The organism is Chroococcidiopsis sp. SAG 2025 (assembly GCF_032860985.1).
Lineage (GTDB): Bacteria > Cyanobacteriota > Cyanobacteriia > Cyanobacteriales > Chroococcidiopsidaceae > Chroococcidiopsis.
In genome coordinates, this window is the sequence record NZ_JAOCNC010000003.1 from 189463 (window position 1) to 202451 (window position 12989).

Annotated in this window: 13 protein-coding genes and 1 pseudogene; 7 read left to right on the forward strand and 7 right to left on the reverse strand. The window is 44.2% G+C overall.

From position 1 onward, the window contains the following. Positions 1 to 126 precede the first annotated feature (126 nt). Together N4J56_RS35745 and N4J56_RS35750 are read left to right on the forward strand one after the other, a co-directional pair. Positions 127 to 798 carry a hypothetical protein gene (locus N4J56_RS35745; protein ID WP_317111522.1) on the forward strand — a complete coding sequence of 224 codons (672 nt, stop codon included), beginning with the start codon at positions 127 to 129 and terminating at the stop codon, positions 796 to 798. Further along, the gene (locus tag N4J56_RS35750) at positions 798 to 1406 is read left to right on the forward strand and encodes an RES family NAD+ phosphorylase (protein ID WP_039719366.1); all 609 of its coding nucleotides are present in this window, start codon (positions 798 to 800) and stop codon (positions 1404 to 1406) included. The genes N4J56_RS35745 and N4J56_RS35750 overlap by 1 nt, the downstream gene beginning before the upstream one ends. A gap of 879 nt (positions 1407 to 2285) precedes the next feature. Here N4J56_RS35750 and N4J56_RS35755 read toward each other — a convergent pair. After that, positions 2286 to 2507: pseudogene (locus N4J56_RS35755) on the reverse strand (hypothetical protein); the annotation flags it as partial. A gap of 291 nt (positions 2508 to 2798) precedes the next feature. On the opposite strand from N4J56_RS35755, the gene N4J56_RS35760 reads away from it, so the two are divergent. Genes N4J56_RS35760 through N4J56_RS35770 form a run of 3 tightly spaced genes read left to right on the forward strand, consistent with a single transcriptional unit; the run spans position 2799 to position 7414 of the window. Then, on the forward strand, positions 2799 to 5852 hold the full coding sequence (locus N4J56_RS35760) for a DUF499 domain-containing protein (protein WP_317111526.1): 3054 nt from the start codon (positions 2799 to 2801) through the stop codon (positions 5850 to 5852). Positions 5853 to 5884: 32 nt separating this feature from the next. Continuing rightward, positions 5885 to 6481, forward strand: coding sequence for a DUF3780 domain-containing protein (locus tag N4J56_RS35765; RefSeq protein WP_039719363.1), 597 nt, complete (start codon positions 5885 to 5887; stop codon positions 6479 to 6481). A 12-nt stretch (positions 6482 to 6493) separates the two neighbouring features. Beyond that, positions 6494 to 7414 (forward strand): DUF1156 domain-containing protein, encoded by a 921-nt coding sequence (locus tag N4J56_RS35770; RefSeq protein WP_317111528.1) that lies wholly within the window; start codon positions 6494 to 6496, stop codon positions 7412 to 7414. Here N4J56_RS35770 and N4J56_RS35775 read toward each other — a convergent pair. Then, positions 7397 to 8137 (reverse strand): IS1 family transposase, encoded by a 741-nt coding sequence (locus N4J56_RS35775; protein ID WP_317111484.1) that lies wholly within the window; start codon positions 8135 to 8137, stop codon positions 7397 to 7399. The genes N4J56_RS35770 and N4J56_RS35775 overlap by 18 nt on opposite strands. A 414-nt stretch (positions 8138 to 8551) precedes the next feature. Here N4J56_RS35775 and N4J56_RS35780 point away from each other — a divergent pair, with 414 nt between their 5' ends. Together N4J56_RS35780 and N4J56_RS35785 are read left to right on the forward strand one after the other, a co-directional pair. Beyond that, the gene (locus N4J56_RS35780; protein WP_106219015.1) at positions 8552 to 8767 is read left to right on the forward strand and encodes a hypothetical protein; all 216 of its coding nucleotides are present in this window, start codon (positions 8552 to 8554) and stop codon (positions 8765 to 8767) included. Then, the gene (locus N4J56_RS35785; protein WP_106219016.1) at positions 8757 to 9185 is read left to right on the forward strand and encodes a type II toxin-antitoxin system VapC family toxin; all 429 of its coding nucleotides are present in this window, start codon (positions 8757 to 8759) and stop codon (positions 9183 to 9185) included. Before N4J56_RS35780 ends, N4J56_RS35785 begins: the two co-directional genes overlap by 11 nt. Positions 9186 to 9267: 82 nt before the next feature. Here the strand turns inward: N4J56_RS35785 and N4J56_RS35790 are convergent, their stop codons facing one another. From N4J56_RS35790 to N4J56_RS35810, 5 genes are all read right to left on the reverse strand, one after another. Further along, positions 9268 to 10002 (reverse strand): transposase, encoded by a 735-nt coding sequence (locus N4J56_RS35790; protein ID WP_317105834.1) that lies wholly within the window; start codon positions 10000 to 10002, stop codon positions 9268 to 9270. 41 nt (positions 10003 to 10043) lie between these two features. Next, positions 10044 to 10601 carry a helix-turn-helix domain-containing protein gene (locus tag N4J56_RS35795; RefSeq protein WP_317105833.1) on the reverse strand — a complete coding sequence of 186 codons (558 nt, stop codon included), beginning with the start codon at positions 10599 to 10601 and terminating at the stop codon, positions 10044 to 10046. 338 nt (positions 10602 to 10939) lie between these two features. After that, on the reverse strand, positions 10940 to 11314 hold the full coding sequence (locus N4J56_RS35800) for a hypothetical protein (protein ID WP_317111534.1): 375 nt from the start codon (positions 11312 to 11314) through the stop codon (positions 10940 to 10942). Between the two features lie 129 nt (positions 11315 to 11443). Continuing rightward, positions 11444 to 12151 (reverse strand): calcium-binding protein, encoded by a 708-nt coding sequence (locus tag N4J56_RS35805; protein ID WP_317111536.1) that lies wholly within the window; start codon positions 12149 to 12151, stop codon positions 11444 to 11446. A gap of 302 nt (positions 12152 to 12453) precedes the next feature. Then, positions 12454 to 12918: a hypothetical protein gene (locus N4J56_RS35810; RefSeq protein WP_317111538.1), complete on the reverse strand. Its 465-nt coding sequence runs from the start codon at positions 12916 to 12918 to the stop codon at positions 12454 to 12456. Between the last annotated feature and the right edge of the window lie 71 nt (positions 12919 to 12989).

The window sequence follows — 12989 nt, forward strand, 5'->3', positions numbered from 1 at the left end:
GCGATCGCTTGTTTGATCGCCAGCAGCGAGCGTACGTCGATGTAAAGAAGTTGCAGATTCGACTTGGGTTGACGTAGTATTTTATTTAGAGTAATATTTACTTGAGCAACCAGGGGAGGTAAGCTTATGCCTTCAACCGTCCGCGATCGCCAGAAGTCCGAGTTACATGCAGCTATCGACAAAATGTCTGGAGAGACAGTCGAGTTGCTGCTGCCAATAATTGAAGAATTGGCAAGTAGTCGCAAAGAGATTGAAGTTGCTTTCCTCACTCGCGCAGTGCGAGCGCTGATTGCTCTATCAAAGGAAGTTTCTGTAATCAAGGCAACGGCAGCTCCGACCGATTACGATTTATTGTTAACGCTATTGCAGCAGCCAGAAGCTATGCAAGTGCTTCCTTCGAGTGACCCTCTTGCCAAGGCAAAGCTGCGAGGATTAGTTGCGAAAAAACAGCTACTAGTAGCAGAGGGTGGTTGTTTGTCCTCAAGCGAGGTTGGAGAAATTTTGGGGATCTCCCGACAAGGAGTAGATAAGCGGCGGAGCAACGGTAAGCTGATCGGATTACCAAAAGGACGCACGTATGTTTATCCAGCTTGGCAGTTTGTCGAGGGAAAAACCCTTCTCGGTCTAGAAGAAATTTTAGCGCATCTAAACGTAGCCGATCCCTGGATGCAGACAGCTTGGATGCTTAATGGCAACAGCCGATTGAAAGAGCAGTCTCCTCTAAAAGTACTGCGCGAAGGTAATTTAGAAGCGGTCCTAAACGCGGCTGAAATTTATGGAGAGCAAGGAGCAGCTTGATGACGGACTCGGCACAGCAGCCCGATCCCCACCCAGAGCCTCCTGTAGACTTGCAATCACGAGACTTACCCGTTATCGAAATTGAAGCACCTTGGTTTCGGATTCACCAGACTACTTACAGTCCCTTGTACTATGGACGATCCGGTCGCAACCGCTTCGACGCTCCAGCGCGAGAATACGGCGTTCTGTACGTTGCTCTCGACCCGCACGGTTGCTTTATCGAGACGTTTGGCAGCAAGACGGGTATTCAAATCGTTTCGCTGAGCGAACTGTCTTTACGCAGCATAAGTCAACTTAGCTGTACGTGCCGCTTGAAGTTGGTAGACCTTACCGGAGCAGGATTGGCGCGTATAAGAGCAGATGCTCGCTTGGGCGCGGGAGACCACCGAATCGCCCAGCGATGGGCGCGAGCGTTGTGGAGTCACTCCATTGAGGTAGATGGAATTTACTATCGTGCTCGACACGACCCATCTCAGTTTTGTGCGGCTATTTTTGACCGAGCTGAACCAGTAATTACCATAACAAATACCCAAGGCTGTGCTAGTAGTGGCTTTGCTGGAACATTGGCCAAAATTTTAGATACATATCAGTTTGGACTTGTTGATTGAAGCAGCGAGTTATATGCTCTTGGGCTAACTTGGGGTCGTGAGAGGAAAGCTGTCACGCTCAGGTAATGTTAATTATAAGTACTATAAAACAAGTATCTCAGCCTTTTAAACATGAAATGCAAGGGGTGGAGAGCGATCGCCAACTGCCATGCAGCAAGTTCTGTTTCTTAGCTGATTCTTAGCTGAGTCGAAACTTTTCACCACAAAGTCAAAGTTGTTGATGGAAGTCTATCGATGCTGTCATAGGAGCAGCAATACTAAGGCACGTTTCAGTATTTTTTCTCTTCTCACAAAACATTATCTTATTTTATATTGATTTTATCTTTTGTAACTAGAATACCGTCTATTTTTCCAACGCAAAACTAGAATAATTTAGCCATGAATAAGAAAATTGATACGAGCAACTTACTGATAAAATTTTTTGTTTTTGTTATCGCTTATCAACTTGTTTCTCACTGGGTTACACGAGAAACAGCAAATACCGTATCTCTACAAGAGAATAATACTATGTCTAAAGTAGTAAATGGTGAAATGGATAATTTGTCTGAAAGCTATTGGTCAAGGTATTTATGTAAAAAGAGTAATTCGCACTATATTTTTACAAAACCCTCTTATTTTCTAGAATTTACGAGATGAAAGAAGTAAAATTTAGAGGCGAAGTATACGAGCAAACCCCAGCAGATAAACTTAATAATATAGAAAAAACAGGGAGTTTATTTATCACCGCTGTTGCTTCCAGATACTATGATATCGAAGATAGAAAGCGGAGTGCTTGGCAGAATTTCGCACCGTATATTAATGTTATCGCAAAGAAAATAAATGGAGAATGGCAAGTAGAAAATAACAACAGCTACAAAATTCCAGATTGTTCTCATCTACCTGAATAAAGGTGGGAACTTGAGCTAAAATTGGTTGCAAGCTCCCCACAACTGCGGTAAGTGCATTGATGCGATCGCGTAATTTTCTGTATACCTTTGCCTCCACCGTGCCGTCATAATAGAAGTTGTGAATCGTAACTGTAGGATGCACTTGCCCGATGCGATCGATCCTGCCGATGCGTTGCTCGACCCGCATTGGATGCCACGGCAAGTCATAATGAAGTCGATCGAGTTTTCTAATTATTCTCGTTAGTCTTTATTTTGAGCTTAAAGATAAGGAGTTATTATATGGAGTCCTTATTTATCTCGAACCCAATAGTGCATTTGTTCTATAAAAATTGCTTGAACCGCTGCTTTCTTCTAGTTTTTTAATCTGCTAATTTTTGCTTTGCTCTGGGGAAGTATAAGTGTATGCCATATAACTTATAAGCTTCCAAAAAGTATATTTATGTATTTGAGCTAAGCTTGCAAACCACGCCAGTCGGTATTCGATCGCTCTCGTCGAGATGTGGTTTTGAATATTTCCGATTTACTTGAAGACCGAATAGATAGCGATCGCTTCTTCGAGGAAAATTACATAACTGCTGGGATGCAAACGCTTATAGATAAAGCTTTTGAACGACTGGAAAATAGAAGTAGCCAAGCAAGTACATTTCTGTTGGCTCAAGCAATGGGTGGAGGTAAAACCCATAGTATGATTGCGCTTGGGCTATTAGCAAAACATCCTGAGTTGAGAAACAGAGTTTTAGGAGATAAGGTTAAAGGCTCTCAGCTCGGTACTGTAAAAGTTATTGGCTTTAATGGACGCGAAACCGATGCCCCATTTGGTCTTTGGGGAGAATTAGCCGATCGACTCAATAAAAAAGAGGTGTTTAACGATCATTATGCTCCTTTGAAGGCTCCTGGCGTTGCAGCCTGGATTAATCTGCTTCAAGGCGAACCAACGCTAATATTTTTGGACGAGTTACCACCTTACTTAGAAAACGCTAAGACGATTGAAATTGGTAGCTCAGACCTTTCGGTTGCTACTGCCACAGCTATTTCTAACTTATTGGTAGCGGTTGACCGACCAGAACTATCTAATGTGTGTGTAGTAATTTCAGACCTTACAGCTTCTTGGGTAGGAGGATCGGGTCAACTTAACAGGGCAATTACCAATCTTCAGAATGAGACTGGTCGTTCGGCATTGAGGCTAGAACCTGTAAGCTCCCAAGGCAGCGAACTTTATCACATTTTACGCACTCGGCTATTTGAAGAACTTCCAGAAGATTTGGTTATTAATGAGGTTGCCAATGCCTATGCTAAATCGGTAAAAGATGCAAAAGAAATGGATGTCACCAATGCCTCTCCCGATTCTTATGCCGCTCAGTTAGTGAAGTCCTATCCTTTTCATTTTTCCATACGGGATTTATACGCTCGGTTTAAAGAAAATCCTGGTTTTCAGCAGACGCGGGGCTTAATTCGCTTGTTACGGGCAGTGGTTGCCAATATCTACGATCGCGGTCAAGCAGATCGGCGAATGCTAGTACATCCTTACGATCTTGACTTAAATAATGATGAAATACTATCTGAAGTAAAAGCAATCAATCCTAGTTTGGGAGAAGCGATCGTTCATGACATTGCTAAAGAGGGGTTTTCGGTTGCCGAACAACAAGATAATAAATTGGGAGGTACGGATTTTCAGGATGTAGCCAAGCTGATTCTAGTTGCTTCACTGGCTAATATTCCCAATGCCACACATGGTTTGCGAGAAAGTGAAATAGTCGGATTTCTCTGCGCTCCTGGGCGGGATTTATCTACTATTAAAAAATCGGTTATCGATTATCTTCCTACTCAAGCTTGGTATCTCCATCGCAGCCAGGATGGGCGATTGTTTTTCAAAAATGTTCAAAACCTTGCTGCCAAATTACATAGCCTTGCTAATTCTTATAACGAACAGACTACCCTCAAAGAATTACGGTCTTATTTAACAGAACTATTTGAACCAAAAACACGGGATTGTTATCAGAAATTAGAAGTGCTTCCTGGTCTAGATGAAGTGAGCCTGGAAATCGATAAAGTAACTTTAATCGTCGCCGAACCAACCAGAAATCCACATCCTTCGAGCAAACTAAGCGAAGATTGGCATAAATTTGCTGAAGATCAAGAATTTAAGAATCGTGTTTTGTTCCTTACAGGCTCTCACGAAACAATGGAGCGAATCATCGAGCAGGCAAGACAGTATAAAGCAATTCTCTCGATTAAAGCAGAACTCGATAGCGATCGCATTTCGCCACGAGATCCGCAATATGTAGAGGCTGATAAAAGCCTGGATCAAATTCAACTTAGCCTTCGCAGTTCGCTGCAGGAAACTTTCACCACTCTAGTTTATCCGTCCAGAAATGGATTTCGCTCTACTGATTGCCGCATTCATTTTCAGGGGAATTATTTTGATGGAGAAGCTTTAATCCGCGATACCTTGGAAAAAGTACAAAAATTTACAACAGATGTGGCTTCTGAAACTTTTCGCAAAAAGTGTCAAGCTAGACTTTTTGCGGGACAGAGAACTTCTTCTTGGAATGAAGTGAGGCGGCGTGCTGCCACTCAAGCTGATTGGAATTTCCATCATCCTAAAGCACTGGAAGAATTGAAAAGACAGTTGCTCGAGCAAGAAGTTTGGGTTGATGAAGGAGGTGTAATAAACACACAACCTCCTCCTCCAGAGACAACGGTTAGTATTCAGCAAATCAGTCGAGATGATGATACAGGAGAAGTTACTTTAAAAATTCGGGCTATCAATGGCGATGTGGTGAAGTACGAGATTGGAGATAGTGAACCGACAACAGCATCTTGTTCTGTTGCCGATGCACCTGGAGGCTATAAAGCTTTTAAAACCAAAGACCTTAGTTTGAAATTTAAGTGCTTCGATCCTCAAGGTAAAAATAATCAAGGTGCTGCTATTTCCTGGAAAAACAAGATTGTACTCAAACATCGAGTTTTTCAGAATTCTGATGAATGGAAAGTAGAATTTAAAGCAATTCCTAAAGGTGAGATTCGCTATACCACCGATGGGTCAGACCCCAAATCTTATGGCGGAATCTACGATAGTCCTTTTGTCGTACCCGAATCGAGTCGCTTCGTGCTTGCTATTGCTGAAAGTGATGGTATTTTTTCTGAGGTCGAAAAAATAGACACCGAGCAGTATCGTAAGCGAGGGGCGATTGTTGACATAATTCAGCCCAATTTACCAGCTATTTGGAACTGTAAAAAACAAGGACTTACTGCCAGAGAAGCGTTTGAATTTATCGACCAGCTAGAAAAATATCAAGGCAATGCTTACGGAGTCAGCCTAATTGTTTCAGCGTCGGATGAATCCGGAGAAGTTAGCTATGATGCTGCGCCAGATAATGGTTTAAACGGAACAAAAATTAGAAAACTCATCGAGCATTTACAAAGTATTTTTAAGGATGGTCAAGGTAGTCAGATTCTGATTGATGTTGACAAAGTAATTCTAGAGCGCAGTCAGTTATTAAAAGACTGGTTTGCTGCCATGAAATATCAACCAAAACCAGGGGAGGTACAGCAGTAAGTAATTAAGTAATAAGTAATAGGTAATAAATAATGACATCTAAAACACAAAATTCTATTCTTGGTTTTGGCTTTAGCAGCGATCGTACAGAGCATTGCTTTCTGGTAACTTTTCCTGCTTCACAGGCAAAAAGTGCAGAAATTATGATTTCCGAACACTTTCACTGGAAGCCAGAACAGGAAGCACCTGTAGATATTTCTTTTAACAATGAAGACCAACAGTTGAAAGCAAGACTTAAACGAATGGTTTGGGAACAGATCGAAGAAGAGGTAAAAGCCGAATTCAATCGTCGTCTTAGAGCAATGGGTATTAAAACTGGTCGCTGGATTAAAAAAGGACAAGTGCCAGTAGACCGAACGTTAGGTAAAGAGCTTATTTTACTCGCTTGGGCGATTGAAGATGCCGATCCTGCTCTTATTCCTACTGCCATTCGTAACTGGTTGGGGCTAGCCCCTGAAGAAAGATGGTGGCTCTACACCATGACTAATGCAGCTACAGGTCACGCCATTAAAGACCGCAATCGCGGTTGGCGTAAGGCTGTACGGTTTGCTCTCACGGAAAATCCAGTTATGGAGAGCGTATTGCGAAATCGATACAGCGATTTTGAGTTGACGTTATCAGGTAGATAAGGGGCTTAGGTAGTGCAGAAAGCATTTATTGAAGAACAATTTCCAGTTTCTCTAATTTCTAAGGAAAGTTACAAAGAGCGTAAGGCCAATCTGGGTCAGACTTTAACTGGGCTTGGTAAGTGGTGGGGAAGAAAGCCTCTTATTCTTGTGCGTGCAGTAATTATTGGACTACTGATGCCAGCTTCTAACAATCCACAAAAGGATCGAGAAATTTTTCTGAAAATTCTGACAATGGATGCCGATGGTTTATGGCAACGCTGTAAAGGTATTCCAGCCAAAAATGTATATGAATGGTCATCAGATGCAGAGAAAGAAAAATATTTTCAGATTAGTGGCAAAAGTGTTAGATGGAATAGTCAAAATCCTCAAAAAGAACGCGATCGCTTAACTAGAAAATATTTTGATAGTCTTAGCTATGATAAAAAGCTTGAATATTGCGATCGCCCCGAACAAATTGAAGGCGCAAGCAAAGAAGCATGGTCTGAAATTAACGCTTATCTAAGAACATCAGCTAGTTCGATTGATGAATTAGTAGAACAACTGGGTAAAAAACGCTTTGGTCGTATTCCTAGAGTCGGAGATGCCTTTTGCGGGGGAGGCTCAATTCCATTTGAAGCTGCCAGAATAGGGTGTGATTCTTTTGCCTCTGATTTGAATCCTGTTGCAGCACTTCTAACATGGGCAAGTCTTAATCTAATTGGCGGAGGCAACGATCTACAAAAAGAAGTTACCAAAGCTCAAGAACAAGTCTTTATAAAAGCAAAACAGCAAATAAAAGAATGGGGGATAGAGCATAATGAAAAAGGTTGGCAAGCAGACGCTTTTCTTTATTGTGTAGAAGCAAAAAGTTTTGCTACTGGATACTGGGTTCCCCTAGCTCCGAGTTGGGTTATTGGAGAAAAAAATAAGGTAGTCCTAAAGAGGACAGGATGAGTTGGCTGGCAAAGAAGCATTGTAGTGATGGATAAAAAGCCAAATTGCACCAATGTGATTGTCTAACTTTTTAGAAAATGACAGTGTTTTTCTGACCAATCGCGAGATTCGTTGTCGAAGGGTACAGTTGAACCGCTCAATGTAACTCGTTTTGCCAGTTTCTTTACCGACTGCATGATGTCGTTTGCTGGGTAAGACCAGCTCATAGGCTGACCAGAAATCACTATAGATTACAGCACATTGGCGATAGACAGGAGGCATCGACTGCCACAAGGCTTGAGCTGATGCGGCACTGCGATTCCCGATATGAACGCCCACAATCTCACGGGTTTGTGCATCCAGAGCCAGCCACACCCACTGCTTGTTCCCTTGGTGGTCTACAAACGACCATAGCTCATCCATCTGTACCCTCAGACGGCTTTTGGGCTTTGGGCGCACCTGCACCTCCCGTTCAAGAAGCTTGTATTTCTGATTGACGTATTGTTGCAGCCACAGTTCGGAAATCTGCAAAGCACGAGCAATGCCTGCTAGCGGCAATTTCTCCAGCAATAATCGGTCAATGATGCCTTTGGTTTCCTCGCTAATTATTCGCCACTGCGGGTTTTCAACAAACTGTCGCCCACAGTCGCGACATTTGTAATTCTGTTTCCCATGCCGAGTTCGACCATTTTTGACCACATCTTCAGACTGACAGCTTGGGCAAGCAGGAAGAGCAACAGACATCGCACAACATTCAAGATTCAATCACATCTGATTCTATTTTCTCATCCTTTCCTCTTTAGCACTACCTTTGGGTTTATGTCGATTAGAATCGGTCACGTTATTCTTGCAAAATGCGGAAGCGATCTCTCGACCTATCCTGCCTCCTTTGCCCGAGCCTCTTGCTTATGTGGCGATCGCTACGGCAATAACTGGACTTGTTTATATTTGGAGATACAACATTAAAAGTTTAAGTAGTTAATTAACTATGTATATGCCTGAACTATTGATACCTTTTGGCGTTGAGCACATTTCGCCAGTGGGTGACATACCTTTGATGAATACTGAGATCGAACCAGAGATGCCTTCTGGTGTTGAGCACAGAATTTACAGCAAAGAATTGCCAAAATATATAAAGAGCAACCTTGAGCAACTGCCATGACCACTAAACAAGCTCTTCTCAATGCGATCGAGCAACTGCCAGAACAACAACTGATCGAGGTGTTACGATACGTTCAGCACCTTTCTCATGCCCCAAAATCAACTTTACAAGCGAAAACAGATCGCCCTGTCGATCCACTTTCAGAATTCATTGGTGCGGTAAACTCCGGCTCCCTTGCTGCCAACTTAGACGACGAACTCTATGACAGATAAGCTTTTCATTGATACTTGGGGCTGGCTGACTATACATGACAAAGGAGAACGATACCACCAGCAAGCAACTCAAGCTTATCAGCAAGCGATCGCCCAAAGCGGACAAATTTACACGACGGATTACGTTCTAGACGAAACGTTTACTTTCTTCTTCCGGCGGCTGCCTGCGCCGCGTGCAGAAAAATCGATGAAGGGGTTGTTATCAGCCTTTTGGGCCAACAACTTTTTCCTCATCCGCATTGACGAAGAACGCTTTACCCAGGCAGAGAAACTCCGTTCTAAATTTCTCGACAAGCCCCTGATTTCCTTTACCGATTTGAGCTCAATGGTTGTCATGCAAGAGCTAGGTATTATGGCAATCCTCACGGAAGATGCTCACTTTACCCATGTAGGAATGGGTTTTCAACTACTTCCCTAGAGCAGTATTCGAGAACTCAAATGTATGAAAATGCACGAGTATTTAGCAATACTATAAGCAGGAGACTATTACTACTAGTGGGTCATTTGGTATGAGTGTTGCCATTATTTTTGGCAATAGTTGTCCGCCGAAGAGGACGATGCGTACAGGCACCAGAACCACCAAGAGAGTGAAATCTTTGACGCGCTCTGTCTCGACGTTGCGCTCGTAATCCTGCCCAGACAAACGGCGTTGGTTGTTGGTTCCATCCAAAAGCAGTTGCTTCCAACCACTCAATAATTTGATAGGCTGTTTGCGGATGATGCCCCTCTAGAGCTCGGCGTTTGAGAATTCGTTGAATCGACTCAGCCATATTCAGCCAGCTACCGCCAAGAGGTGTGTAGAGCGGCATGATGCCATGAGCACACAGCCACAATACCAACTGGGGAGTTTTATGTCCGACCAAGTTATCCATCACTAGCAACATTCGCAGTGGCGGTAAGTCGTGTGGGAGTGTAAAGCGTACTTTCAACCCCTGCTGCCAACTTTTCCATAACCGTTGATTTTCTTCAGGCTTGAGTAATCGAGCTGGAGTTGGCAGTGATTGTACAACACTAGCTAATTCTTGCTTGAGCCATTCGTGCAACACAGCATTGGTACAACTGGTAACACCCTTAACTCGTACTTGCCCAGTAGCGGGATGGAATAGCGTTAACAGCTTGGCTGTGCCATTACGGATATATTCATGTTCTTGCCGTGTCGGTTTACCTACTGGCTGCCAATTGCTACCAGGGTAAGGAGCAGTGCCAAATGGTCCCGCCTCGTCTTCGCACCACACACTCAAGCCTAGCTTCTGTCCCTGAGTGTAAGCGCGTTCTATCAGTTTTTTTTTGCCACGGTATCTGGGTCAGTTACTACTACTAGCTTGCCTTTGCGTATGCGCTTCACCTGTCCAGTTTTTAACCAACTGCGGCTCTTTTGCCAGCTATAGCCCGCCTCTTTGAGTACCTGCCAAATTGTATAAGTACTGATTTGGGTTAAGCCATCAGGAGCCTGACGCAAAGCCCGTTGAAGTGTAGCTACTGACCAGGTTGCCGTGCCCTCTTTCTGCCGCTCTGGTTGACGCTGAAATTCGGACAGGATGCGTTGTTTTTCTGGTTCGCTGTATTGCACTACTGCCCCACCGCCATGTCGAGGCTGTAAGGCAGCTAAGCCTTCAACATTGAAGCGACTGACCCACTTGCTGACCGTATCACCACAGCGTAATCCTACTAACTGCGCTGCACTCGTGTAATCAGCCCCAAGAGCCACGGCTAGAATCGCTTTGGCCCGCATGACACTAGCAGATGATTGGGATTGAGAACGGCTCAGTTTTTTCAAGTCGGTTTGTTCTTCATCACTTAACGGTCGCAAAGGTGCTTTTTTTTGCCGTGTCATCACAACCTGAAAAACTATGTATCTTCACTTTAATTGACCATCCTTTTTATGGCAACACTCATACCAAATGACCCACTAGGAGCGGGGTATAGTAAACATCCATTTATTTCTGTAAATGCTCTCTAGAAACTGATTTCGTGAAAATGACGATTGACCAAAAATGTTCACCATACACCGCTCTCATTAGTATGTGTCCAAGGACGCATGTACCTCTAGCTATAGGTCGAGGGATCGAAAGTACTCTAATGCTGCTTGAACTTCGCGATCTCGCCTTCTATAAAATTAACTGTGGAAGATCGGTTTGGATTGTTTGAGGCAATTTGAGATTCAGATGTAGCTCAAATCTGTACCAAAGTGCGACGGTCGCTTCGCGAACAGCCGTTGGCATCGCGCAATTTCTGGTGCGGTTGTTGAGTGTCAAGCGCGCCCAACTGATGAGATTTTTCTGGTATGCTGGCAGTGCGGCTCGTTCGGATTAGCTCGGCGAGTGAAATCTCTCTGATAGCTTGTTTTTTGACGAATAGCAAGGCAATTATCTGTCGGACTCGAACGAAAGTTTCCTCAACTCGATCTTCTGCCAAATCTTGGCACAAGTAGCGTAGTCTACCTTCAAGTATTGCCAGGTTTAAGTTTGGGTCTTTCCGGGAAGAAAGCCGCCCGTTGAGAACTTTTGCTGCTTCGATAATGACTCGGGATTTTGTCGTAGCTGCCATAGATTTTTCTCCTAATAACTAATAGATTGGCTCTTACTGCTTCAAAGGGGCACAAAACCCGTCCGCTTGCGATCTCTTGGGACGGGGCGTAAGGTATGGGGCGATAAAGAGGATCGCTTATTTGCCCGACTAAATAAACTGGAAGTAGTCGGCGCTCAAATCGAGACTCTCGGGAGCAACGCCTGGGAGTGCAGCAATCTGCTCCGGCAGGGAACCTGGGGTGTTAGCGTAGATCCCCGTTCCTGGTGGCAAGCCTTCTGGTAGAGCGCCCAGAGTGTACTCCACTTCAACTGTCTCAGTTGCAGGCGTTGAGGTGGTGCGACTCAGCACGATCGCGTCTTCATCGGGATTGAATTCCAGTACGATCGCCAAGTCCCGTTCGCCCCCTTCACTGTAGTAGGGACCAACTCCCTCGCGCCCCGACCCACCAGCTAAGACAAACGTATCGGCTCCTTCCCCGCCATAGAGAATGTCGGTTTCACCACTGCCGCGACTGACGTTACCGAATAGATCGCCTGTCCTGCCACCAGCACCATCGAGAGTGTCATTTCCCTCTCCACCGCTCAAAAAGTCGTTGCCGCCTTCGCCAATTAAAGTGTCGTTGCCAGCATCACCAAATAGGCGATCGCGATCTTCTGCGATAATATTATTGCCATTGCCTGCCAACAAGTCATCGCCCTCGCCGCCGCGCAGCTCGTCAGCGCCGTCGCCGCCGTAGAGCTTGTCGTCCTCTCCCAGTCCAAAGAGCAAATCGTCACCGGACAATCCGCGTATGTTGTCCCGATCGCTCGTTCCAGTTAACGTGTCGTTGGAATTTGTCCCAAAAATATCGCTCATAAGTTACTAACCCTCCAATTGTGAAAATAATCTTGTCGGATTTTGAACATCAATAAATCTTGCTAAAGGCGGCTTTTTAGCGCTTTCATCCTAATGCTCGTGCCGTTCTTCAAGTCCAGCATTAGCCCTATTTCGTCACTCTCTTAAGAAAGCAATCGCCCAAAGGCATTCGGTGCAATACTATTCGACTTTTTGGCTATAAGTTTTGGTTACGGGGGCGAAAATAAAGCTTCTAACCTTGAGCGGATCGAGGTTATATTCATGAGCTTAAATTTTTACTTTTCGAGAGTGGCACAACAGGGTTAATTTGAAATTACGGAAACTTCCCGATCTATATCGTCATCAGGACTTCTACATATTGATTCTAAAGTTGTTGCCCGAAGATTGTTGACTTTTCGAGCAAACATCCAACCTCTTTCAATTGCCGCATTTGTGGCTATGAGTTCGGAGATCGTCGGGCTGAGACGCTCGGCAAAGTTTTCGTAGAGATATTCCCCATAGTGGAAGTCTCGCTCTCTTGCCGCTATCTTTTCAGCTTTTTCATCGATCGCATAATCGGTAGAAAATCCCCATCGTTTAGCTTCTGTGTAGTAAATGCTGAAAGTTGCTTCTATTCTTTGAGTGTTTCCTCCTACTAAAGGCTGAACGAGAAGGCTTTTACTATTGACTTTTAAAATCTTTAGATTCCCGGAAAGCACCATGCCAGCGACTGCTTCCATGTGTCCTATTCCAATCGAATCCTTATCTGTAATAACTACAACTTTCATCTAAAACCTCGCGAAATTAAGAAACTACCTGCGATCTCGACTGCGATCGCTCTGACATTTTGGTAATCGAG

Excerpts from the sequence above, each read along its gene's own strand:
- N4J56_RS35775 (WP_317111484.1), bottom strand. The coding sequence starts at position 8,137 with ATGTCTGTTGCTCTTCCTGCTTGCCCAAGCTGTCAGTCTGAAGATGTG.
- N4J56_RS35750 (WP_039719366.1), top strand. The coding sequence starts at position 798 with ATGACGGACTCGGCACAGCAGCCCGATCCCCACCCAGAGCCTCCTGTA.
- N4J56_RS35765 (WP_039719363.1), top strand. The coding sequence starts at position 5,885 with ATGACATCTAAAACACAAAATTCTATTCTTGGTTTTGGCTTTAGCAGC.
- N4J56_RS35805 (WP_317111536.1), bottom strand. The coding sequence starts at position 12,151 with ATGAGCGATATTTTTGGGACAAATTCCAACGACACGTTAACTGGAACG.
- N4J56_RS35810 (WP_317111538.1), bottom strand. The coding sequence starts at position 12,918 with ATGAAAGTTGTAGTTATTACAGATAAGGATTCGATTGGAATAGGACAC.
- N4J56_RS35785 (WP_106219016.1), top strand. The coding sequence starts at position 8,757 with ATGACAGATAAGCTTTTCATTGATACTTGGGGCTGGCTGACTATACAT.
- N4J56_RS35780 (WP_106219015.1), top strand. The coding sequence starts at position 8,552 with ATGACCACTAAACAAGCTCTTCTCAATGCGATCGAGCAACTGCCAGAA.
- N4J56_RS35745 (WP_317111522.1), top strand. The coding sequence starts at position 127 with ATGCCTTCAACCGTCCGCGATCGCCAGAAGTCCGAGTTACATGCAGCT.
- N4J56_RS35795 (WP_317105833.1), bottom strand. The coding sequence starts at position 10,601 with ATGACACGGCAAAAAAAAGCACCTTTGCGACCGTTAAGTGATGAAGAA.
- N4J56_RS35800 (WP_317111534.1), bottom strand. The coding sequence starts at position 11,314 with ATGGCAGCTACGACAAAATCCCGAGTCATTATCGAAGCAGCAAAAGTT.